21 protein-coding genes are annotated in these 23,227 nt (G+C 59.7%); 16 read left to right on the top strand and 5 right to left on the bottom strand.

From position 1 onward, the window contains the following. Window positions 1-25 precede the first annotated feature (25 nt). Window positions 26-1,720: a lactate permease LctP family transporter gene (locus tag N8H74_RS16195; RefSeq protein WP_262148751.1), complete on the bottom strand. Its 1,695-nt coding sequence runs from the start codon at window positions 1,718-1,720 to the stop codon at window positions 26-28. Between the two features lie 262 nt (window positions 1,721-1,982). On the opposite strand from N8H74_RS16195, the gene N8H74_RS16190 reads away from it, so the two are divergent. Further along, window positions 1,983-2,750, top strand: a complete 768-nt coding sequence (locus N8H74_RS16190) for a GntR family transcriptional regulator (RefSeq protein WP_217831059.1) — start codon at window positions 1,983-1,985, stop codon at window positions 2,748-2,750. A 126-nt stretch (window positions 2,751-2,876) separates the two neighbouring features. On the opposite strand, the gene smpB is transcribed toward N8H74_RS16190, so the two are convergent. Then, a complete protein-coding gene (smpB, locus tag N8H74_RS16185) occupies window positions 2,877-3,359 on the bottom strand; it encodes an SsrA-binding protein SmpB (protein WP_262148748.1) in 483 nt (160 codons plus the stop codon). A 119-nt stretch (window positions 3,360-3,478) separates the two neighbouring features. Between smpB and N8H74_RS16180 the strand changes: the two genes are divergently transcribed. The 3 genes from N8H74_RS16180 to N8H74_RS16170 are packed head-to-tail and all read left to right on the top strand — an operon-like array spanning window position 3,479 to window position 5,631. After that, entirely contained in the window at window positions 3,479-4,882 is a 1,404-nt protein-coding gene (locus N8H74_RS16180; RefSeq protein ID WP_262148747.1) for a sodium-dependent transporter, read from the top strand. Between the two features lie 7 nt (window positions 4,883-4,889). After that, window positions 4,890-5,324, top strand: coding sequence for a type II toxin-antitoxin system RatA family toxin (locus N8H74_RS16175; protein WP_262148745.1), 435 nt, complete (start codon window positions 4,890-4,892; stop codon window positions 5,322-5,324). After that, window positions 5,317-5,631 carry an RnfH family protein gene (locus tag N8H74_RS16170; protein WP_217831055.1) on the top strand — a complete coding sequence of 105 codons (315 nt, stop codon included), beginning with the start codon at window positions 5,317-5,319 and terminating at the stop codon, window positions 5,629-5,631. The genes N8H74_RS16175 and N8H74_RS16170 overlap by 8 nt, the downstream gene beginning before the upstream one ends. A gap of 61 nt (window positions 5,632-5,692) precedes the next feature. On the opposite strand, the gene N8H74_RS16165 is transcribed toward N8H74_RS16170, so the two are convergent. Next, the gene (locus N8H74_RS16165) at window positions 5,693-6,220 is read right to left on the bottom strand and encodes an outer membrane protein assembly factor BamE (protein WP_217831054.1); all 528 of its coding nucleotides are present in this window, start codon (window positions 6,218-6,220) and stop codon (window positions 5,693-5,695) included. Between the two features lie 97 nt (window positions 6,221-6,317). Between N8H74_RS16165 and fur the strand changes: the two genes are divergently transcribed. Further along, complete coding sequence (gene fur / locus N8H74_RS16160; protein WP_064119476.1) at window positions 6,318-6,722, top strand: ferric iron uptake transcriptional regulator; 405 nt, start codon at window positions 6,318-6,320, stop codon at window positions 6,720-6,722. A 79-nt stretch (window positions 6,723-6,801) separates the two neighbouring features. On the opposite strand, the gene recN is transcribed toward fur, so the two are convergent. Then, window positions 6,802-8,475, bottom strand: coding sequence for a DNA repair protein RecN (gene recN, locus N8H74_RS16155; protein WP_262148742.1), 1,674 nt, complete (start codon window positions 8,473-8,475; stop codon window positions 6,802-6,804). A 240-nt stretch (window positions 8,476-8,715) separates the two neighbouring features. Between recN and grpE the strand changes: the two genes are divergently transcribed. From grpE to N8H74_RS16115, 8 genes are all read left to right on the top strand, one after another. After that, window positions 8,716-9,282, top strand: coding sequence for a nucleotide exchange factor GrpE (grpE, locus tag N8H74_RS16150; protein ID WP_217831052.1), 567 nt, complete (start codon window positions 8,716-8,718; stop codon window positions 9,280-9,282). Between the two features lie 103 nt (window positions 9,283-9,385). Then, window positions 9,386-11,302, top strand: coding sequence for a molecular chaperone DnaK (gene dnaK, locus N8H74_RS16145; RefSeq protein WP_262148740.1), 1,917 nt, complete (start codon window positions 9,386-9,388; stop codon window positions 11,300-11,302). Window positions 11,303-11,600: 298 nt separating this feature from the next. Continuing rightward, on the top strand, window positions 11,601-12,725 hold the full coding sequence (gene dnaJ / locus N8H74_RS16140) for a molecular chaperone DnaJ (RefSeq protein WP_085711856.1): 1,125 nt from the start codon (window positions 11,601-11,603) through the stop codon (window positions 12,723-12,725). A 9-nt stretch (window positions 12,726-12,734) separates the two neighbouring features. Next, window positions 12,735-13,541 carry a 4-hydroxy-tetrahydrodipicolinate reductase gene (gene dapB / locus N8H74_RS16135; RefSeq protein ID WP_217831050.1) on the top strand — a complete coding sequence of 269 codons (807 nt, stop codon included), beginning with the start codon at window positions 12,735-12,737 and terminating at the stop codon, window positions 13,539-13,541. 257 nt (window positions 13,542-13,798) lie between these two features. Further along, window positions 13,799-14,935 (top strand): glutamine-hydrolyzing carbamoyl-phosphate synthase small subunit, encoded by a 1,137-nt coding sequence (gene carA, locus N8H74_RS16130; RefSeq protein ID WP_217831049.1) that lies wholly within the window; start codon window positions 13,799-13,801, stop codon window positions 14,933-14,935. A 126-nt stretch (window positions 14,936-15,061) separates the two neighbouring features. Further along, entirely contained in the window at window positions 15,062-18,283 is a 3,222-nt protein-coding gene (gene carB, locus N8H74_RS16125; protein ID WP_262148735.1) for a carbamoyl-phosphate synthase large subunit, read from the top strand. Next, the gene (gene greA / locus N8H74_RS16120; protein WP_217831047.1) at window positions 18,280-18,756 is read left to right on the top strand and encodes a transcription elongation factor GreA; all 477 of its coding nucleotides are present in this window, start codon (window positions 18,280-18,282) and stop codon (window positions 18,754-18,756) included. Before carB ends, greA begins: the two co-directional genes overlap by 4 nt. Beyond that, the gene (locus tag N8H74_RS16115) at window positions 18,734-19,183 is read left to right on the top strand and encodes an MFS transporter (protein ID WP_217831046.1); all 450 of its coding nucleotides are present in this window, start codon (window positions 18,734-18,736) and stop codon (window positions 19,181-19,183) included. The genes greA and N8H74_RS16115 overlap by 23 nt, the downstream gene beginning before the upstream one ends. Before the next feature lie 12 nt (window positions 19,184-19,195). Here N8H74_RS16115 and yhbY read toward each other — a convergent pair whose 3' ends face one another. Next, window positions 19,196-19,504: a ribosome assembly RNA-binding protein YhbY gene (yhbY, locus tag N8H74_RS16110; RefSeq protein WP_217831045.1), complete on the bottom strand. Its 309-nt coding sequence runs from the start codon at window positions 19,502-19,504 to the stop codon at window positions 19,196-19,198. Between the two features lie 102 nt (window positions 19,505-19,606). On the opposite strand from yhbY, the gene rlmE reads away from it, so the two are divergent. From rlmE to folP, 3 genes are all read left to right on the top strand, one after another. Continuing rightward, window positions 19,607-20,230 carry a 23S rRNA (uridine(2552)-2'-O)-methyltransferase RlmE gene (gene rlmE / locus N8H74_RS16105; RefSeq protein ID WP_217831044.1) on the top strand — a complete coding sequence of 208 codons (624 nt, stop codon included), beginning with the start codon at window positions 19,607-19,609 and terminating at the stop codon, window positions 20,228-20,230. A gap of 216 nt (window positions 20,231-20,446) precedes the next feature. Further along, complete coding sequence (gene ftsH, locus N8H74_RS16100) at window positions 20,447-22,354, top strand: ATP-dependent zinc metalloprotease FtsH (protein WP_217831043.1); 1,908 nt, start codon at window positions 20,447-20,449, stop codon at window positions 22,352-22,354. A gap of 8 nt (window positions 22,355-22,362) precedes the next feature. Next, window positions 22,363-23,214 carry a dihydropteroate synthase gene (folP, locus tag N8H74_RS16095; protein ID WP_262148731.1) on the top strand — a complete coding sequence of 284 codons (852 nt, stop codon included), beginning with the start codon at window positions 22,363-22,365 and terminating at the stop codon, window positions 23,212-23,214. Window positions 23,215-23,227 lie beyond the last annotated feature (13 nt).

Raw genomic sequence — 23,227 nt, 5'->3', positions numbered from 1 at the left:
GGTTATTTCAATGTCGCTTGTAGTCTCAATGCACCAGCATGCCGGTGAACCAGTAGGCCTGAGCCAAGGTGATCAGGCCGACAATCGTTGCAAAGAATAGGCTGTGCTTGAGGGTGAAGCGGAACAGATCCGATTCCTTGCCCACCAGTCCGGTCGCGGCGCACGCCACGGCGATCGATTGTGGCGAGATCATCTTGCCGGTCACGCCGCCGCTGGTATTGGCCGCCACCAGCAGGGTGTCGTTGACGCCAATCTGGTGCGCGGTGGTGGCCTGCAGCGAACTGAACAGCGCGTTGGACGAGGTATCGGAACCGGTGAGGAACACCCCCAGCCAGCCTAGGAACGGCGAGAAAAACGGGAACGCCGCACCGGTCGCCGCCAGTACCAGGGCCATGGTTGAAGACATGCCGGAGTAGTTGGTGACGAAGGCAAACGCCAGCACCATGCCGATCGACAGAATGGGCCAGCGCAGTTCGTAGAAGGTTTCTTTCAAAGTGGTCAGACCAGTTTTGAAATTGATTTTCAGCACCAGCATCGAGATCAGCGCGGAGAAGAAAATGGCCGTGCCGGTCGCCGAAATCGGGTCGAGTTTGAACACGGCCGGAATGGCTGTCGGAGTCGCCACGATCGGCGCGGTCTTGATCACCAGTTGGTCAAGGTGCGGAATCGCGAAATTGAAGACCCAGGCGTACATCGACCCGCCAGCGGCGAACATCGCCTTGAACGGCTTGAGGGTCCAGATTGTGACCAGCACGGTTAGGATCAGGAACGGCGACCAGGCCTTGAAAATTTCCCCCAGGCTATAGGGCGACGCCACGGTGGTGCGCTTCTGGCCGAAACCGCCGACGCTGGCGCTGACCACGGAGGCCGACACGGCGCCGGCAATGTGCTGGCCGGCGGCGCGCTTGGGTTGCCAGACTTTGAGGAACAGGGTCAGGCAGATCAGGCTGGCCAGCGCCGAAGTGATGTCCGGCAGTTCCGGGCCGATGAAGTTCGAGGTGAAGTATTGGGTCACGGCAAAGCTCAGGCCTGCTACCAGTGCTGCGGGCCAGGTTTCGCGCACGCCACGCAGGCCGTCCATCATGAACACCAGCCAGAACGGTACGAACAGCGACAGCAGCGGCAGTTGGCGGCCGGTCATGGCGCCGATCTTGAACGCGTCGATCCCGGTGACCTGACCGGCGACGATGATCGGAATCCCCAGGGCGCCAAACGCTACGGGCGCAGTGTTGGCAATCAGGCACAGGCCGGCGGCGTACAGCGGGTTGAAGCCCAGGCCGACCAGCAGGGCGGCCGTGATTGCCACCGGTGCGCCGAAGCCGGCGGCACCTTCCAGGAACGCGCCGAAGCAAAACCCGATCAGCAGAACTTGCAGACGCTGATCGTCAGTGATCGACAGCACCGAGCTGCGGATGACTTCGAACTGGCCGCTCTTGACCGTCAGTTTGTACAGGAACACCGCCGCGACAATGATCCAGGCAATCGGCCACAGACCATAGGCGAAGCCATATCCGGCGGCGGCGAGCGCCATGTCGACCGGCATCTTGAACGCGAAGATTGCCACGAGAATGGCCAGTGCCAGCGTGATGCTGCCAGCGACATGGCCCTTGAGGCGGAACACCGCCAGGGCGAGGAAGAAGAACACGATGGGGATGACGGCCGCGAGTGCGGACACGCCGAGACTGCCGAGCGGGCTGTAGAGCTGTTGCCAGGTTTGCATATGGGGTGGCCCCTAATTGTTGTTGGTCAGGCACTGTCAGCGTTCTTGGATAATTGGTAAGACCAATTTACAATCGCTGTTGGCTAGGGTAAAAGCCTTGATATCGGTGTGTCAATTTGCCGCCCTGAAACTTTTGTCGAATAACCGGTGCAGAGGCGGATCTGATCTGGTTTTGCGGATGTCGTCTGGCAGGTGTCGGCAAGGCGCGGATGAGCCAGAATAGAGAGCCCGGCGAGCGGTCGGGATCGTGGAGAAATGAGTTATGGGGTTTGATCAGATTCGTCAGCGCCGTTTGTCTGACGATATTGTCGAGCGACTCGAGGGGATGATCCTCGAGGGCACTCTGAAGTCCGGCGAGCGTCTGCCGGCCGAGCGCACACTCGCCGAACAATTCGGTGTTTCACGCCCGTCGTTGCGTGAGGCGATTCAGAAGCTGGCGGCCAAGGGGTTGCTGGTCAGTCGCCAGGGCGGCGGCAATTATGTGGTGGAAACCCTGGGTTCGACGTTCAGCGATCCGCTGCTGCAATTGCTCGAAAGCAATCCCGACGCGCAGCGCGATCTGCTGGAATTTAGGCACACTCTGGAGGCATCGTGCGCCTATTACGCAGCATTGCGCGCAACCGATGTCGACCGTGAACGCCTCACGACAGCGTTCGAGGAGCTTCAGGATTGCTACGCGCGACATGATGAAGTGAGCCGGGCGGAAGAGGGCGCGGCGGATGCGAAATTTCACATGGCAATCGCCGAAGCGAGTCATAACGCGGTGCTGCTGCACACCATTCGCGGTCTGTTCGATCTGCTCAAGCGCAACGTGGTGACCAACATCGGCGGCATGTACAAGCAGCGCACCGAAACCCGCGACATGCTGATCACTCAGCATCGGGAACTGTATCTGGCGATCATGGAGGGCCATGCGGAGCAGGCGCGGGAGGTGTCCAGCCGGCACATTCTTTATGTGCAGGAAGTGCTGGAAGAAGTGCGTCAGGAAGTGCAGCGCGTGGCTCGGGCGGAGCGGCGCAAGGGGATGTGATCAAGTCGTTCGCTGATTGACGTGACATCGCTTGGCGAACAAGCCCGCTCCCACAGTTTTCGGCGTCTGGCCGATAACTCGGTCAGATCCAAGGGCGTGGGAGCGGGTTTGCTCGCGAATGCGAAATCAGTCTTCCTTGCCCTTGTTGCGCACCGCACGCTGCAACTCGCGACCCGCGTCGCGTTCGCGCTCGGTGTCACGCTTGTCGTATTCCTTCTTGCCCTTGCCCAGAGCTATCTCGCACTTGACCATGTGCTTGCTCCAGTAGAAGGACAGGCAGACGCAGGCGTAACCCTTCTGCTGCACGGCCGCTGCAAGCTTTTCCAGCTCCCGGCGGTTGAGCAGCAGTTTGCGGGTGCGCACCGGGTCGGCGATGACGTGGGTACTGGCGGTCATCAGAGGCGTGATGTGACTGCCGAGCAGCCACGCTTCGCCATCCTTGAGCAGCACGTAACTGTCGACCAGTTGCAGCTTGCTCGCCCGCAGACTTTTTACTTCCCAGCCGGCCAGGACCAGACCAGCCTCGAACTTGTGCTCGATGAAGTAATCGTGTCGCGCCTTTTTGTTCTGCGCGATGGTCCCTGTTGGGTGTTTCTTCTGTTTAGCCATAGGGGCGGCATTATATGGAGATAAATGGTCGTCGGCTACGGTGATGCTGCGTGCTTGAGCAGGTTGAGTGAATCCCGGACAATGCGGCCTCTTTTTCTAACGCTTGGGCGTGATAAACGATGTCGACAGACAAGGTTTCTGTCCACGGCAGTTGGGCTAGCCGCTGGGTATTCATACTCGCCGCGACCGGTTCGGCCGTGGGACTGGGCAGCATCTGGAAATTCCCGTACATGGTCGGGGTCTACGGCGGTGGCGCCTTCGTGCTGATGTTTCTGGCCTGCATCGCGCTGATCGGGATCCCGGTGATGCTCGCCGAAACCCTGATCGGCCGGCGCGCCCGGCAAAGTCCGGCCAACGCCCTGAAGACGCTGGCGCTGGAGGCCGGGCACTCGGCCAAGTGGTCGTGGGGCGCATTTGCCGGGATGATCACGGCGCTGCTGATCCTGTCTTTCTATAGTGTGGTGGGCGGCTGGTCGCTGGATTACATCATCGACATGGGGCGTGGTGACTTCCAGGGCGTGTCCGCCGATCAGGTCGGGGCTTATTTCGGAAATGTCATCGCCGACCCATGGCGTCTGACACTTTGGCACACAGTTTTCATGCTGCTGTCGGCCGTGGTGATCGCCAAAGGCGTGGTGGCCGGGCTCGAGCGCAGCCTGCGCATCATGATGCCGCTGCTGTTCGTGATGGTTCTGGTGTTGCTGGGTTACAGCATGACCACCGGGCATTTCATGGAAGGCATGCATTTCATGTTCGACTTCCACCCGGAAAAGGTCCTCGACGGCTTGCTGCCGGCGATGGGGCACGCGTTCTTCTCGCTGAGCGTCGGTGTGGGGTCGATCATGATCTACGGCGCCTATATGCCTAAACATTCGTCGATGACCGGGACGGTCGTCGGCATTGCGCTGCTCGACACCTTTATTTCGCTGGTGGCGGGCCTGGCGTTGTTCCCGATTGTGTTCGCCGCCGGCCTGAACCCGAGCGAAGGTCCGGGCCTGATGTTCGTCAGCCTGCCATTCGCGTTCGGTAACGTGGCGTTCGGGCAGTTGATGGGCGTGGTGTTCTTCGTGCTGGTGGCGGTGGCGGCGTGGAGCTCGGCGATTTCCCTGCTCGAGCCGATGGTGGCGTATCTGGTTGAGCGCACGAAGATCAGCCGCGCCTGGGTAACGTTCTGGTTGGCCTTCAGCTGCTGGTTCGTGGGTCTGGGTACGGTGTTTTCCTTCAATATCTGGAAAGACGCCAAATTTTTCGTGAACGAAGACGGCCTGTTCCATCTCTACCAATGGGGTGCGAAGAGCGGTCTGGACTTCTTCGGCGTGGTCGACTTCTTCACCTCGCGGATCATGTTGCCGCTCGGCGGATTGTGTTTCGTGCTGTTTGCCGGTTGGGTGATGGGGCGTGAAGCGGTGCGCGATGAGTTGTCGATGCGCAGTCCGGCATTGTTCGCCCTGTCTCTGTTCTTGATGCGCTATGTGGCGCCAATCGGCATTCTTGTAGTGTTTGCCGCCCAGCTCTGGAAGTGACGCTTACATGACGACACATATTCAACGATCCGCGCTGCTGCCGTACCCGGCGCAATTCCTCTATGACCTCGTCAATGACGTGGCGCGCTATCCGGAGTTTCTGCCGTGGTGTTCGTCCGCTGAGGTTCTGGAAAACTCTCCAGAGTTCATGCGCGCCAGCGTCGGCGTGGCAAAGGGCGGGCTCAGTCAGCATTTTGTGACGCGCAATACCTTGGTGCCGGGGCAGTCGATCGAAATGAACCTGGAGGAAGGGCCGTTCACTCAATTGCATGGCGTCTGGGTGTTCAAGGCATTGAATGAAAAGGCCTGCAAGATCAGCCTGGATCTGTCGTTCGACTACGCCGGGCCGTTGGTGCGTGCCACCCTTGGGCCATTGTTCAATCAGGCCGCCAACACCCTGGTGGACGCGTTCTGCCAGCGTGCCAAGCAGATGCATGGTTGAGGCCGTGATCGAAGTCGAAGTTGTGTACGCGGCGGTTGATCGTCAGGTGTTGCGCACGATCAGCGTGGCTGAGGGCTCCACGGTGCGGGCTGCATTGCTCGCGTCCGCTATGGATGCCGAATTTCCCGAGCTGGATTTGAGCCAGTGCCCACTGGGGATTTTCGGCAAGGTGATTGCCGATCCGGATGTTCGGGTGATTCAGGACGGGGATCGCATCGAGATCTACCGGCCATTGCTGGCTGATCCGAAGGAGGTACGGCGTCTGCGGGCCGCCAGGGCGGCTGAGGCGAAGGCCCGAAATCAGTGAATCGGCAGATCAACAGGCAATAAAAAACCCGGAACTTCCGGGTTTTTTATTGCGTCGCAAATTATTGCGGCGAGGTCTCCAGCGGTTCTGGTGTCGGAACCGGAACGGTTTCCACGCCATCCACGTCCTTCTGGATCTGATCCAGCAAGGAGCCTGGCTTGACCGGTTTTTCCGGTTTTGGCTTCTCGGCGTTTTCAGCAGGGGCAGTCACGTTAGTGCCACTTTCCTTGCCGAGAATGGCTTCGTCACGACTCACGCCCGGCATGAAGTCACCGGACAGGCTGACAAGCTGGTCGTTCGAGTTGAAAATGACGCTGATGCGTTCCTGTTGGCGTTCACCGCCGCCAGGTTGCAGGCTGTACAGATAATCCCAGCGATTGGCATGGAACGTGTCGGTCAGCAGAGGGTTGCCCATGATAAACCGTACTTGTGGCCGGGTCATTCCCGGGCGTAACTGGTCTATCATGTCCTGCGTGACGACATTGCCCTGCTGGATGTCGATTTTGTAAACCCCGGGGAATGAACAACCGGCGAGTGCGAGCAGTCCCACAAAGGTGAAACTGGTTAGCAAGAGCTTGGTGTTTTGCATCGGTGGGCGACTTCCACTATCTTGGCTGGGACAAGGTAAACGCCGATCATACCCGCATTAAGAGAAGCTGCGAAGCAGCATCGCGAGAAAGCTGACCATGGTTGAAAATAGCGAACTACGCAAAGCTGGCCTCAAAGTGACCCTGCCACGGGTCAAGATTCTGCAAATGCTGGACTCTACAGAGCAGCGTCACATGAGTGCCGAAGACGTCTACAAGGCGTTGATGGAAGCCGGTGAGGACGTCGGTCTGGCCACGGTTTACCGTGTTCTGACCCAGTTCGAAGCGGCTGGCCTCGTGGTCCGTCACAACTTCGACGGCGGCCATGCGGTATTCGAATTGGCCGACGGCGGCCACCACGACCATATGGTCAACGTGGAAACCGGTGAGGTTGTCGAATTCGTCAGCATCGAAATCGAAAAACTCCAGAAGGCGATCGCCGAGGAACACGGTGTCGAGTTGGTGGATCACAATCTGGTGCTGTACGTCCGCAAGAAAAAGTAAGTAAGCATGTCGCGCGAATTTCAGGTTCGCGAAACGAGCGAAGGCGACCCAAGGGTCGCCTTCGTGCTATCTGCGGTTCTTAAACTTTCGCGGCAACCACCATCTTTTTGGCGTGCGCCAGGGATTCCTTGGTCAGATCGATGCCGCCGAGCATGCGCGCGACCTCTTCTATACGATCGTTTTTGCTCAGTTTCGACACGGCGGTGTGAGTCGCCTGCTCACCACGAACCTTGTGTACAAACAGGTGCTGATGCCCTTGCGCAGCCACTTGCGGCAAGTGTGTCACCGTCAGTACCTGCCCGCGTTCGCCGAGGCGACGCAGCAACTGACCGACAATTTCCGCCGTCGGCCCACCAATACCGACGTCCACTTCGTCGAATACCAGCGTCGGCACCCGGGATGTCTGTGCAGTGATGACCTGGATCGCCAGGCTGATCCGCGACAGCTCGCCGCCGGACGCGACCTTGGCCAATGCCTTCAAGGGTTGGCCGGGGTTGGCGCTGACCAGCAACTCCACTTGCTCAAGCCCGTTGGGCAGCAGTTCGCCGCCGTTGCTTGGGTGAAGTTCGATGGTGAAGCGGCCGCCGGGCATGCCGAGGCGCTGAATCTCCTGCTCCACGGCGCTGGCGAGATTGCCGGCTGCCTGATGGCGCAAATCGCTCAGCTCTCGCGCCTTTTCCTGGTAGTGGCGGGCGTAGGAGGTCAGTTCGTCGGCCAGTCGTTCGATGGACTCGTCGTTGGCGTTCAGGGTTTCGATTTCATCCAGCAGCTTCTGCTGCATCTGCGCGACTTCGGTTGGCTGGATCCGGTGCTTGCGCGCCATGGTGTAGATGGCGTCGAGGCGCTCTTCCAGATATTGCAGGCGCGCCGGGTCCGCATCGAAGTTGTCGAGGAAGCGATTGAGTTCGCCCACCGCCTCTTCAACCTGGATCTGCGCGCTGGTCAGCAAGCTGCTGGCTTCGCCGAGGGCGCCGACGGAGTTGTTCACGCTCGACAGGCGATTGAGGCTGGCGGTCAGTGCATTCAGCACATTGCCGGAATCGCTTTCGCTGCATTGCTCGACCACTTGTCGGCAAATGCCCAGCAGGGTTTCGGCATTGGTCAGGTTCTTGTGTTCCTGCTCCAGCTCTTCGAGTTCGTTTTCGCCGAGGCCGAGGTTTTCCAGCTCTTCCAGCTGATAGCTGAGCAGTTGGTGGCGGGCGCGCTGCTCGTCACCGGAGTTGGACAGGCGCTCGAGCTCCTGGCGGGTCTGGCGCCAGCGCTGGGAGGCCAGTTGCACCTGGCGGGCCAGATCGGTGGCGCCGGCATACTCGTCGAGCAGGCGCCGATGGGTGTCGGTCTTGAGCAGGGACTGGTGTTCGTGCTGGCTATGGATGTCGATCAGCAATTCGCCCAGTGCCTTGAGGTCGCCGAGCGGGCAGGGGGTGCCGTTGATGTAGCCCCGTGAGCGACCTTCGGAGGTGATGACCCGGCGCAGGATGCACGGGCCGTCGCTTTCCAGGTCGCGTTCGGCCAGCCAGGCGCTGGCTTCGGGAATGTCGACGAGGTCGAAGGTTGCCAGGATGTCGGCCTTGTCGGCGCCCGGGCGGACCACGCCGCTGTCGGCACGGTCGCCGAGGGTCAGGCCCAGGGCGTCGAGCATGATCGACTTGCCGGCGCCGGTTTCCCCTGTGATCACGCTCATCCCGCGATCGAGTTCGAGATCGAGATGTTCAACGATGGCGTAGTTGTGTACGGACAGGTGCACCAGCATGAAGGCCGCTCCCAGGCTTTAGGTCTGGTTATTTATACAGTGTTTTGTTTCGGGCTGACAATGCCCCCGCTTCGCTCGATTCGGTTGATCCGATCAAATGCTTAGTGCGGCGTGGAATGACAATGCAGCACTTTTTTGTAGGGTTAATCGCGGTCAGCCCTTGAAGCCTGATTTTGCGGCCCCATATACCGGGGCAGAAGCGCGAGTCGACCTCGCGGACGAAATTGAAAGGAGAGTTCCATGGCTGACGAACAGACAGTAGATACGCAAAATCCGGAAGCCACTCAGGCGCCCGAGGCTTCGGGTGATGACCTGGCGACCCGTGTACAAGTGCTCGAAGAGCAATTGGCCGCCGCGCAGGATCAATCGCTGCGCGTAGCTGCCGATCTGCAGAACGTCCGCCGCCGTGCCGAGCAGGACGTGGAAAAGGCGCACAAGTTCGCGCTGGAAAAATTCGCTGGTGACCTGTTGCCGATCGTCGACAGTCTGGAGCGCGGCCTCGAGCTGTCGAGCCCGGATGACGAAAGCATCCGTCCGATGCGCGAAGGCATCGAGCTGACCCTGAAGATGTTCCACGACACCCTCAAGCGTTATCAGCTTGAAGCGATCGATCCGCATGGCGAACCGTTCAACGCCGTTCACCATCAGGCGATGGCCATGCAGGAAAGCGCCGATGTCGAGCCGAACAGTGTTCTGAAGGTGTTCCAGAAGGGTTATCAGCTCAACGGTCGCCTGCTGCGTCCGGCGATGGTTGTGGTCAGCAAGGCGCCAGCGCCAATTTCGCCTTCGATTGACGAGAAGGCTTGAAATCAGCCGCAAGGCCCCCATTTAGAAGTCAAGCGTTTAAGTGCTACCGCAGTCAGCCACAACTGCTGCGGCAACCAAATCAAAAAGTTTCGGGAGAGTGAACATGGGCAAAATTATCGGTATCGACCTGGGGACTACCAACTCCTGCGTCTCCATTCTTGAAAACGGCACTGCCAAGGTTATCGAGAACGCCGAAGGCGCGCGTACCACGCCGTCGATCATCGCGTACGCCAACGATGGCGAAATCCTGGTCGGCCAGTCCGCCAAGCGTCAGGCAGTGACCAACCCGCACAACACCCTGTACGCGGTAAAGCGTCTGATCGGTCGTCGCTTCGAAGAAGAAGTCGTACAGAAAGACATTCAGATGGTCCCTTACAAAATCGCCAAGGCTGACAACGGCGATGCCTGGGTTGAAGTGAACGGCCAGAAAATGGCACCGCCACAAATCTCGGCTGAAATCCTGAAAAAGATGAAGAAGACCGCCGAAGACTACCTCGGCGAGGCAGTGACCGAAGCGGTGATCACCGTTCCGGCCTACTTCAACGACAGCCAGCGTCAGGCGACCAAAGACGCCGGCCGCATCGCTGGTCTGGACGTGAAGCGCATCATCAACGAACCGACCGCAGCCGCTCTGGCCTACGGTATGGACAAGGCGAAGGGCGATCACACCGTGATCGTTTATGACCTGGGTGGCGGTACTTTCGACGTTTCCGTGATCGAGATCGCTGAAGTTGACGGCGAGCACCAGTTCGAAGTGTTGGCCACCAACGGTGACACCTTCCTCGGCGGTGAAGACTTCGACATTCGTCTGATCGACTACCTCGTTGACGAATTCAAGAAAGAAAGCGGCATGAACCTCAAGGGTGACCCGCTGGCGATGCAGCGCCTGAAAGAAGCCGCTGAAAAAGCCAAGATCGAGCTGTCGTCCGCTCAGTCGACCGACGTGAACCTGCCGTACATCACTGCAGACGCCACCGGTCCGAAGCACCTGAACGTGAAGATCTCGCGTGCCAAGCTCGAAGCGCTGGTTGAAGACCTGGTTCAGCGCACCATCGAGCCTTGCCGCATCGCCATGAAAGACGCCGGTATCGACGTTGGCGCGATCAACGACGTGATCCTGGTCGGCGGTCAGACCCGTATGCCGCTGGTACAGAAACTGGTGACCGATTTCTTCGGCAAGGAAGCACGTAAGGACGTGAACCCGGACGAAGCCGTTGCCATGGGTGCTGCGATCCAGGGCGCCGTTCTGGCCGGTGATGTGAAAGACGTGCTGCTGCTCGACGTCAGCCCGCTGACCCTGGGTATCGAAACCATGGGTGGCGTGATGACCGCGCTGATCGAGAAAAACACCACGATTCCTACCAAGAAATCGCAAGTGTTCTCGACTGCCGACGACAACCAGGGCGCCGTGACCATTCACGTCCTGCAGGGCGAGCGCAAGCAAGCCGCACAGAACAAATCCCTGGGCAAGTTCGACCTGGCCGACATTCCACCTGCTCCACGTGGCGTGCCGCAGATCGAAGTAACCTTCGACATCGACGCCAACGGCATCCTGCACGTCGGCGCGAAAGACAAGGCGACCGGCAAGACTCAGTCGATCGTGATCAAGGCCAACTCCGGTCTGTCCGACGAAGAAATCGAGCGCATGGTGCGTGACGCCGAAGCGAACGCCGAGGAAGACCGCAAGTTCGAAGAGCTGGCCGCTGCCCGTAACCAGGGTGACGCACTGGTTCACTCGACCCGCAAAATGGTCACCGACGCTGGCGACAAGGTAAGCGCTGAAGAGAAGACTGCAATCGAAGCGGCCGTGGTTGCCCTGGAAGCCGCTGTGAAAGGCGACGACAAGGCTGCCATCGAAGCTAAGATCGAAGAGCTGTCGAAAGTCTCCGCTCCGGTTGCCCAGAAGATGTACGCCGAACAGGCTCAGCCTGCTGAAGGCGCGGCACCGCACGACGAGAAAGTTGAAAAGGCTGACGATGTTGTCGATGCCGAGTTCGAAGAAGTCAAAGACCACAAGTAAGTTGTTGGTCGGCCGGTTGACTGCCTTGCGGCGGTGACTGGTAGGATGTCGCCGCGCGGGAGCTTGCTCCCGCGTTGGCGTATCTGGAATACGCGAATTTTTACAGCATGCGACAAGGTTCGCGTGGTGGCGGCATGGCCGGGAATGCTCCTGCTTTTCGAGCCGAAAGTGCCGCATTGAATCAAAGACCAGGATCGTTGAAATCGACGTGAGTTGGGTCCGGGCCTGTTTGGGGGCTCAACGAGTTTGGCGAAGCTCAGGAGGGGTTTGCCGAACGTCCTTAAGAGTGCAAAGACTTATGGCAAAGCGTGACTATTACGAAGTGTTGGGTGTTGAGCGCGGCTCAAGCGAAGCTGACCTGAAGAAGGCCTATCGCCGTCTGGCGATGAAGCATCACCCGGACCGTAATCCCGATGACAAAGCGTCGGAAGAGCTGTTCAAGGAGGCCAACGAGGCCTACGAGGTTCTGTCCGACTCCAGCAAGCGCGCGGCCTACGACCAATACGGTCATGCCGGCGTCGACCCGAGCATGGGTGGCGGCGGTGCGGGCTTCGGCGGGCAGAATTTCTCGGACATCTTTGGCGATGTCTTCAGTGATTTCTTCGGTGGCGGTCGCGGCGGCTCCCGTGGCGGCGCCCAGCGCGGCAGCGACCTGCGCTACACCCTGGAGCTGAATCTGGAAGAAGCGGTGCGCGGTACTACCGTGAATATCCGCGTTCCGACGCTGGTCAACTGCAAGCCTTGCGATGGTTCGGGCGCCAAGAAAGGTTCGTCGCCATCGACTTGCCCGACTTGCGGCGGTATCGGCCAGGTACGCATGCAGCAAGGCTTCTTCTCGGTGCAGCAGACCTGCCCGCGCTGCCATGGCCAGGGCAAGATCATTTCCGACCCGTGCGATTCCTGCCACGGCGACGGTCGCGTCGAAGAGTACAAGACCCTGTCGGTGAAAGTGCCGGCTGGCGTCGATACAGGCGACCGCATTCGTCTGTCCGGCGAAGGCGAGGCGGGCACGCAGGGCGGCCCGACTGGCGATCTGTACGTGGTCATCAACGTGCGCGAACACGCGATCTTCCAGCGTGACGGCAAGCATCTGTTCTGCGAGGTGCCGATCAGCTTCGTCGACGCTGCGCTCGGCGGCGAGTTGGAGATTCCTACCCTCGACGGCCGCGTCAAGCTGAAAATCCCTGAAGGCACCCAGACCGGCAAGCAGTTCCGCGTGCGCGGCAAGGGCGTTGCGCCAGTGCGTGGCGGTGGTGCGGGCGATCTGATGTGCCGCGTGGCGGTCGAGACGCCGGTCAATCTGAATCGTCGTCAGCGTGAATTGCTGGAAGAGTTCCGCAGCTCCCTGGCGGACGACAACAGCCACTCGCCGAAAACCACCGGTTGGTTCGATGGCGTGAAGCGCTTCTTCGGCGATCTGTAAGGAGTCGGCATGCGACGTATAGCTGTGATGGGCGCCGCCGGGCGCATGGGCAAGATTCTGGTCGAGGCGGTGCAGCAGCGCGCGCCGCTGACCGGGCTGACGGCCGCCATTGTTCGTCCTGGCAGCACGCTGATCGGGGTGGATGCCGGTGAGCTGGCATCGCTCGGGCGCATTGGCGTGCCGCTGTCCGGCAATCTGGAGTCGGTGGCGGAAGAGTTCGACGTCCTGATCGACTTCACGCTGCCGGAAGTCATGCTGAAAAACCTCGCCTTCTGCCGCAAGGCCGGCAAGGCCATGGTTATCGGCACGACCGGGCTCGACGCGGCTCAGAAGCAGTTGCTGGCCGAGGCGGGCAAGGACATTCCGATCGTGTTCGCCGCCAACTTCAGCGTCGGTGTCAACCTGTCGCTGAAGCTGCTGGACATGGCTGCGCGCGTATTGAAGGACGATGCGGACATCGAAATCATCGAGGCCCACCATCGGCACAAGATCGATGCGCCGTCCGGTACGGCGCTGCGCATGGGGGAGGTGATCGCCGAGGCGCTGGATCGTGATTTGCAGAAGGTTGCGGTCTACGGTCGTGAAGGTCACACCGGTGCGCGTGAGCGCGAGACCATCGGTTTCGCCACGGTTCGTGGCGGCGATGTGGTGGGTGATCACACCGTGCTGTTCGCCTGCGAGGGTGAGCGTCTGGAGATCACGCACAAGGCTTCGAGTCGCATGACCTTCGCCAAGGGCGCGGTGCGCGCGGCGTTGTGGCTGGACGCTCGCGGGCCTGGCCTTTATGACATGCAGGATGTGCTCGACTTACGTTGAGCCTTGTTTTAACCCGGCGCAAACTCACTGTTTGTGCCGGTTTTACTCCGCTACGCGACGCCCTGTCGCATTCTCTGGCCTTTCAGGCTCATTGGCGGTAGACCAAAAATCCCTTTTTCTGTAAGCTACAGCTTTAGTGTGTCCACTAAAAGCGCGCAGAATAATTCAGTGAACAAGCGGGGTGACGTGTCCATACGTCACTCCGCTTTTTTACAACCTGCGATTGCCCTTTCATGCGTTATTTACGGGAGGTCTTCTTGACTAAGCCAGCCATACTCGCCCTTGCTGATGGCAGCATTTTTCGCGGCGAAGCCATTGGAGCCGACGGTCAGACCGTTGGTGAGGTCGTGTTCAACACCGCAATGACCGGCTATCAGGAAATCCTTACCGATCCTTCCTACGCCCAACAGATCGTTACCCTGACTTACCCGCACATCGGCAACACCGGCACCACGCCGGAAGACGCCGAGTCCGACCGCGTCTGGTCTGCCGGCCTGGTCATCCGTGACCTGCCACTGGTAGCGAGCAACTGGCGTAACACGATGTCCCTGTCCGATTACCTGAAAGCCAACAACGTTGTGGCGATCGCCGGTATCGACACTCGTCGTCTGACTCGCATCCTGCGCGAAAAAGGCGCACAGAACGGCTGCATCATGGCGGGCGACAACATCTCCGAAGAAGCTGCCATTGCCGCCGCGCAAGGCTTCCCGGGCCTCAAGGGCATGGATCTGGCGAAAGTCGTCAGCACCAAGACTCAGTACGAATGGCGCTCCACTGTCTGGGAACTGAAAACCGACAGCCACGCGACCATCGAAGCCTCTGAGCTGCCGTACCACGTCGTTGCCTACGACTACGGCGTCAAGGTCAACATCCTGCGCATGCTGGTCGAGCGCGGTTGCCGCGTCACCGTTGTCCCGGCGCAAACGCCGGCGGCCGACGTGCTGGCTCTTAAGCCGGACGGCGTGTTCCTGTCCAACGGCCCTGGTGACCCTGAGCCTTGCGACTACGCGATCCAGGCGATCAAGGACGTGCTGGAAACCGAGATTCCGGTATTCGGCATCTGCCTCGGTCACCAGCTGCTGGCCCTGGCCTCCGGCGCCAAGACCCTGAAAATGGGCCATGGCCATCATGGTGCCAACCACCCGGTACAGGATCTGGACACGGGCGTCGTCATGATCACCAGCCAGAACCACGGCTTCGCGGTTGATGAAGCGACTCTGCCGGCCAACGTTCGTGCGATCCACAAATCGCTGTTCGACGGCACCCTGCAAGGCATCGAGCGCACCGACAAGAGCGCGTTCAGTTTCCAGGGTCACCCTGAGGCGAGCCCAGGCCCGAACGACGTGGCACCCCTGTTTGACCGCTTCATCAACGAGATGGCCAAGCGACGCTAAGCGCTCGCCTTGAGACTGTAGCGAGAAGCCCTTCGAGGGCGGCCCCGCAACCGGCGGCCCCCTCGAAACTTCAGAAATCGATCAAGACGGCTTGCCGACTGACCTGCGGATTTGAGTGACAAACCCATGCCAAAACGTACAGACATTAAAAGCATCCTGATTCTCGGCGCTGGCCCGATCGTTATCGGCCAGGCCTGCGAATTCGACTACTCCGGCGCCCAGGCTTGCAAGGCCCTGCGCGAAGAGGGTTACCGCGTCATCCTGGTGAACTCCAACCCGGCCACCATCATGACCGACCCGGACATGGCTGACGCCACTTACATCGAGCCGATCAAGTGGCAGACCGTTGCCAAGATCATCGAGAAAGAGCGTCCGGATGCCGTGTTGCCAACCATGGGCGGCCAGACTGCTCTGAACTGCGCCCTGGACCTGGAACGCGAAGGCGTTCTTGAGAGGTTCGGCGTGGAAATGATCGGTGCCAACGCCGACACCATCGACAAGGCTGAAGACCGCTCGCGTTTCGACAAGGCGATGAAATCCATCGGCCTGGAATGCCCGCGTTCCGGCATCGCCCACAGCATGGAAGAAGCCAACGCGGTGCTCGAGCGCCTGGGCTTCCCGTGCATCATCCGTCCGTCCTTCACCATGGGTGGCACCGGTGGCGGCATCGCTTACAACCGCGAAGAGTTCGAAGAAATCTGCGCCCGTGGTCTGGACCTGTCGCCGACCAAGGAACTGCTGATCGACGAATCGCTGATCGGCTGGAAAGAATATGAAATGGAAGTTGTCCGCGACAAAAAGGACAACTGCATCATCGTCTGCTCGATCGAAAACTTCGACCCGATGGGCGTCCACACCGGTGACTCGATCACCGTAGCTCCGGCCCAGACCCTGACCGACAAGGAATACCAGATCCTGCGTAACGCCTCGTTGGCGGTACTGCGCGAGATCGGCGTCGAAACCGGCGGTTCCAACGTGCAGTTCGGTATCTGCCCGGACACCGGCCGCATGGTCGTGATCGAGATGAACCCGCGCGTCTCGCGTTCCTCGGCACTGGCCTCGAAAGCCACCGGTTTCCCGATCGCCAAGGTCGCGGCCAAACTGGCGGTCGGTTACACCCTCGACGAACTGTCGAACGACATCACCGGTGGCAAGACCCCGGCGTCCTTCGAACCGTCCATCGACTATGTCGTCACCAAGCTGCCGCGTTTCGCCTTCGAGAAATTCGCCAACGCTGACGCGCGCCTGACCACTCAGATGAAGTCGGTGGGTGAAGTCATGGCCATCGGCCGTACTTTCCAGGAATCCCTGCAGAAAGCCCTGCGCGGCCTGGAAGTCGGTGTTTGCGGTCTGGACGAGAAGGTTGACCTGAAAAGTTCGGATGCGATGAGCGTGCTCAAGCGCGAACTGACCGTGCCGGGCGCCGAGCGTATCTGGTACGTGGCGGACGCTTTCCGCGCCGGCATGACGGTCGACGAAATCTTCGCCATGAACATGATCGACCCGTGGTTCCTGGTGCAGATCGAAGATCTGATCAAGGACGAAGAGAAGGTCAAGACCCTCGGTCTGTCGGCCATTGATCGTGACCTGATGTTCCGCCTCAAGCGCAAGGGCTTCTCCGATCAGCGTCTGGCCAAACTGCTGGGCGTCACCGAGAAAAACCTGCGTACTCATCGTCACAAGCTGGAAGTGTTCCCGGTCTACAAGCGCGTCGACACCTGCGCCGCCGAGTTCGCCACCGATACCGCCTACCTCTACTCGACGTACGAGGAAGAGTGCGAAGCCGCGCCGTCCGGTCGCGACAAGATCATCATCCTCGGCGGTGGCCCGAACCGTATCGGTCAGGGCATCGAGTTCGACTACTGCTGCGTACACGCGGCACTGGCGCTGCGCGATGACGGTTACGAGACCATCATGGTCAACTGCAACCCGGAAACCGTATCGACCGACTACGACACTTCCGACCGTCTGTACTTCGAGCCGGTCACCCTGGAAGACGTGCTGGAAATCGTCCGTGTCGAGAAGCCGAAAGGTGTGATCGTCCAGTACGGCGGCCAGACTCCGCTGAAACTGGCTCGCGCCCTCGAAGCGGCCGGCGTGCCGATCATCGGCACCAGCCCTGACGCCATCGACCGTGCCGAAGACCGTGAGCGCTTCCAGCAGATGGTCGAGCGCCTGAACCTGCGTCAGCCGCCGAACGCCACCGTGCGCAGCGAAGACGAAGCCGTGCGCGCTGCCGCGAAGATCGGTTATCCGCTGGTGGTTCGTCCGTCGTATGTACTGGGCGGCCGGGCGATGGAAATCGTCTACAAGGAAGAAGAACTCAAACGTTACCTGCGTGACGCGGTGCAAGTGTCGAACGACAGCCCGGTGCTGCTCGACCACTTCCTCAACTGCGCCATCGAGATGGACGTGGATGCGGTCTGCGACGGCAAGGACGTGGTGATTGGCGCGATCATGCAGCACATCGAGCAGGCCGGCGTTCACTCCGGTGACTCCGCGTGCTCGCTGCCGCCGTACTCGCTGCCGGCGCACATCCAGGACGAGATGCGCGAACAGGTCAAGAAAATGGCCCTGGAGCTGGGCGTTGTCGGCCTGATGAACGTTCAGTTGGCGCTGCAAGGCGAAGACATCTACGTCATCGAAGTCAACCCGCGCGCTTCCCGTACCGTACCGTTCGTATCGAAGTGCATCGGTGTCTCCCTGGCAATGATCGCGGCTCGCGTCATGGCCGGTAAGACACTCAAGGAAATCGGCTTCACCAAGGAAATCATTCCTAGCTTCTACAGCGTGAAAGAGGCGGTGTTCCCGTTCGCCAAATTCCCTGGCGTGGACCCGATCCTCGGCCCAGAGATGAAGTCCACCGGTGAAGTGATGGGCGTGGGCGACACCTTCGGCGAAGCGTTCGCCAAGGCTCAGATGGGCGCCAGCGAAGTGCTGCCGACCGGCGGTACTGCCTTCATCAGCGTGCGTGACGATGACAAGCCGCTGGTTGCAGGCGTGGCCCGTGATCTGATCAACTTGGGTTTCGAAGTCGTCGCCACTGCCGGCACTGCCAAGCTGATCGAAGCCGCAGGCCTGAAAGTGCGTCGCGTGAACAAGGTGACCGAGGGTCGTCCGCACGTGGTCGACATGATCAAGAATGACGAAGTCACCCTGATCATCAACACCACTGAAGGCCGTCAGTCGATCGCTGATTCCTACTCCATTCGTCGCAATGCCTTGCAGCACAAGATCTACTGCACCACCACCATTGCTGCTGGCGAAGCTATCTGCGAAGCGCTGAAGTTCGGTCCCGAGAAGACCGTGCGCCGCTTGCAGGATCTACACGCAGGATTGAAGGCATGATCAAGTACCCAATGACCGTCCAGGGCGCCAAGGCCCTGGAGGAAGAACATACATTCCTCAGCAAGGTCGAGCGTCCGCGCTTGAGCCAGGCGATCGGCGAAGCGCGTGAGCTCGGCGACCTCAAGGAAAACGCCGAATACCATGCTGCCCGTGAAGAGCAGGGCATGGTCGAGGCGCGGATCCGCGACATCGAAGGCCGCATGCAGAACGCGGTGGTGATTGACGTCACCACCATCGCCCATACCGGCAAGGTGATTTTCGGGACCACCGTGGACCTTGAAAACACCGAGACTGGCGATCAGGTGACCTACCAGATCGTTGGCGAGGACGAGGCCGACATCAAGAAGGGCAAGCTCTCGGCAAACGCGCCGATTGCCCGCGCGATCATCGGCAAGGAAGAAGGCGATACGGTCGTAATCAAAACCCCAAGCGGCACGGTCGAGTACGAGATTGTCGAAGTCAAACACATCTGACGCGATCTTCCGGGCGCCTGCCATTGAAGCCATCCTTTGGCAGCTGTCCCAGGTTTTCTGGGTCGGCGGCCTTTGGGTGTTTCACGTTGGCCTGGTGCCAGCGCTGAGAATCATTGGTCTGGCGCCGCTGCTGGTCGACGACCTGGCTGCACAGATCGACCGCTGGTTGATTGGTGTCGCAGCGGTAGGGGTATTGACCCAGCTGGTGGTGCTGGCGAGGGTTGCCGGTGTTTCGGCATGGTGGCGGGTATTCAGTGGCCAGATACTGCTGGTCGGTCTCGCAGCATGCTTTGGCTATTACTTGCTGCACTACGGCATATCTGTCGATGAGCGCTGGCAGATGTTCTGTTTCGTAGTGCTGGGGATCAGCGGTCTCGTACTGGTGGCTCAGTCCGTGCCGGTCAGGGCGCGCAAGCCGCACCTCTGACCGGAGCCACCGTCATTTGTAACGGTGGATGTTGGACAGTTGCTTGTTCGGCTGCGGGTTCTTGCGGTACAGCAGCACCATCTTGCCGATGGTCTGCACCTGCTCGGCCCGACCGGCCTTGGCCAGCTCTTCCATGACTGCGCGACGATCGTCGCGGTCTTCGAGCTTGACCTGCACCTTGATCAGCTCATGATCGACCAGTGCGCGTTCCAGTTCGGCGAGAACACCTTCGGTCAGGCCATTGCCTGCCACGATCAGGACCGGTTTCAGGTCGTGACCAATGGATTTGAATTGTTTCTTCTGCTCGTTATTGAGCGGCATAATCTGACCCTTTCGTCTGGATTCTGTAAAAATGGCGGCCATTTTACCCGAGGGCTCGTGGATCCGCCCGATAAATCACGACCCTAATCATCGAGGTGCCCAATGGCGCGTTCCAAGACAAGCCTTGGCTGGCTGAAAAGACATGTAAACGATCCTTATGTGAAGCAGGCGCAGAAGGATGGTTACCGCTCGCGTGCGAGCTACAAGCTTCTGGAAGTCCAGGAGAAATACAAGCTGATCCGTCCGGGGATGAGCGTAGTCGATCTGGGTGCCGCGCCGGGCGGCTGGTCGCAGGTCACCAGTCGGTTGATCGGTGGTCAGGGGCGCCTGATTGCGTCCGACATCCTGGAAATGGACAGCATTCCGGATGTGACCTTCATCCAGGGTGACTTTACCCAGGATGAAGTGCTCGCTCAGATCCTCGAGGCCGTGGGTAATTCGCAAGTGGACCTTGTGATTTCCGATATGGCCCCCAATATGAGTGGTACGCCTGCCGTGGATATGCCAAAAGCCATGTTTTTGTGCGAGCTGGCCCTTGATCTGGCGGCCCGGATACTCAAGCCGGGCGGCAATTTCCTGATCAAGATTTTCCAGGGCGAAGGGTTCGACGCTTACCTGAAGGACGCTCGTCAGAAATTCGACAAGGTCCAGATGATCAAGCCCGACTCTTCCCGCGACAGCTCCCGCGAGCAATACCTGCTGGCATGGGGCTATCGCGGCGAGTGACAGGCCTCGGGCCGGCGGCTTTAGGGGTGTTCTATAGTTTTTTGCAATAGGACACTTCGCCTGACCTGGACGAACATCGTGTAGTCTAGGTTTCACAAAGGGTTACAGACGGCGCCTGCCAGAGCTGTAGGTAATGTAGTAAGTTAGGCCGGTGAATATCATGCGAAGCGCGCGCCAGTAGCGGAGCTTGCTTCAGAGGGTAGTTAATTGAACGATATGGCAAAGAATCTGATCCTGTGGTTGATCATCGCGGCTGTCCTGGTGACGGTGATGAACAACTTCTCCAGCCCTAACGAGCCGCAGACCCTCAACTATTCCGACTTCATCCAGCAGGTCAAGGATGGCAAGGTCGAGCGCGTGGCCGTCGATGGCTATGTGATTACCGGCAAGCGCAACGATGGCGACAGCTTCAAGACCATTCGTCCGGCCATTCAGGACAATGGGCTGATCGGCGATCTTGTCGACAACCACGTTGTCGTCGAGGGCAAGCAGCCTGAGCAGCAAAGCATCTGGACCCAGCTTCTGGTGGCCAGCTTCCCGATCCTCGTGATCATCGCCGTGTTCATGTTCTTCATGCGCCAGATGCAGGGGGGCGCGGGCGGCAAGGGCGGCCCGATGAGCTTCGGCAAGAGCAAGGCGCGCCTGCTTTCCGAAGATCAGGTGAAAACCACCCTGGCTGACGTTGCCGGTTGCGATGAAGCCAAGGAAGAAGTCGGCGAACTGGTCGAGTTCCTCCGTGATCCGGGCAAGTTCCAGCGCCTCGGCGGCCGCATTCCTCGCGGTGTGCTGATGGTGGGGCCTCCAGGTACCGGTAAGACCTTGCTGGCGAAAGCGATTGCCGGCGAAGCCAAGGTTCCTTTCTTCACCATTTCCGGTTCCGACTTCGTCGAAATGTTCGTCGGTGTCGGTGCCAGCCGTGTTCGTGACATGTTCGAACAGGCCAAAAAACACGCGCCATGCATCATCTTTATCGACGAAATCGACGCCGTTGGTCGCCATCGTGGCGCCGGCATGGGCGGTGGTCACGACGAGCGTGAGCAGACCCTCAACCAGTTGCTGGTAGAGATGGACGGCTTCGAGATGAATGACGGCATCATCGTGATTGCAGCCACCAACCGTCCAGACGTCCTCGACCCGGCGCTGCTGCGTCCGGGCCGTTTCGACCGTCAGGTCGTGGTTGGTCTGCCGGACATCCGTGGTCGTGAGCAGATTCTCAAGGTGCACATGCGCAAGGTGCCGATGGGCGACGATGTGGCTCCGGCCGTTATCGCTCGGGGTACTCCGGGTTTCTCCGGTGCCGACCTTGCCAACCTTGTCAACGAGGCTTCGCTGTTTGCAGCCCGTGCAGGCAAGCGCATCGTTGAAATGAAGGAATTCGAGCTGGCCAAGGACAAGATCATGATGGGCGCCGAGCGCAAATCCATGGTCATGTCCGAAAAAGAGAAGCAGAACACCGCTTATCACGAAGCTGGCCACGCCATTGTCGGGCGTGTCGTTCCTGAGCATGATCCGGTCTACAAGGTTTCGATCATTCCGCGTGGTCGTGCGCTGGGTGTCACCATGTTCCTGCCGGAGGAAGATCGTTACAGCCTGTCCAAGCGTGCGCTGATCAGTCAGATCTGCTCGCTGTATGGTGGCCGTATCGCGGAAGAAATGACCCTGGGCTTCGATGGCGTGACTACCGGCGCCTCCAACGACATCATGCGCGCCAGTCAGATTGCGCGGAACATGGTGACCAAGTGGGGCTTGTCGGAAAAACTCGGTCCGCTGATGTATGCCGAAGAAGAGGGTGAAGTATTCCTCGGTCGTGGCGGTGGCGGTCAAAACGCCAGCTTCTCCGGCGAAACAGCCAAGCTGATCGACTCGGAAGTGCGCAGCATCATCGATCAGTGCTACGGCACCGCCAAGCAGATCCTCACGGACAATCGTGACAAGCTCGACGCAATGGCTGATGCGCTGATGAAGTACGAAACCATTGATGCCGAGCAGATTGACGACATCATGGCGGGTCGTACTCCGCGCGAGCCGCGTGACTGGTCGGGTGGTACGGGTACTGGTACGCCTCCGGTGGTTCAGGATGAGCGCCCGGAAACACCGATCGGCGGTCCGGCTGCTGACGTTTAAGGTTTGAAATGACTTCTGTACAGTCCCTGACCCGGTTGCCTTGCGGCAACCGGGTTCTTGATTTGGCCCAGACGCATGTCATGGGCATTCTCAATGTCACTCCTGATTCCTTTTCCGATGGCGGCCGATACAGTCAGCTCGATGCGGCCTTGCGGCACGCCGAAGCAATGGTTGTGGCCGGTGCGACGCTGATCGATGTTGGCGGAGAGTCGACCCGGCCGGGTGCTCGGGCGGTTTCGCCGCTGGAAGAGTTGGAGCGTGTCGCGCCTGTCGTCGAACTGATCAATCGCGAACTCGACGTGGTTATCTCGGTCGATACGTCCACGCCTGCCGTGATGCGCGAAACTGCGCGGCTGGGCGCGGGCTTGATCAACGATGTTCGTTCGTTGCGTCGGGACGGTGCGCTCGATGCTGCTGCGGCTACAGGATTGCCGGTTTGCCTGATGCATATGCTGGGCGAGCCAGGCGACATGCAGGATGATCCGCAGTATCAGGATGTCACTCGGGAAGTGGGTGAGTTTCTGGCCGAGCGAATGGTTCAGTGTGCGGCGGCTGGAATTGCGGCCGAGCGAATCATTCTTGATCCCGGCTTCGGCTTCGCCAAAACCCTGCAGCACAATCTAAGCTTGTTCAAACATATGGAAGCCCTGCATGCGCTGGGTCGACCGCTATTGGTGGGCGTGTCACGCAAAAGCATGATCGGTCATGCGTTGAATCGCCCCGTGGGTGAGCGTCTGCATGGTGGTCTGGCACTGGCTGCACTGGCGTCGGTGAAGGGTGCGCGTATATTGCGCGTCCATGATGTGGCGGAAACGGTGGACGTCGTGCGGATGCTCGCTGCCGTGGAATCAGCCGAATAAGAATGATGGAGCG

This window comes from Pseudomonas sp. B2M1-30 (assembly GCF_025447575.1).
Lineage (GTDB): Bacteria > Pseudomonadota > Gammaproteobacteria > Pseudomonadales > Pseudomonadaceae > Aquipseudomonas > Aquipseudomonas botevensis.
The sequence above is the reverse complement of the archived record's forward strand: the minus strand, read 5'-3'. Positions and strand labels throughout refer to the sequence as shown.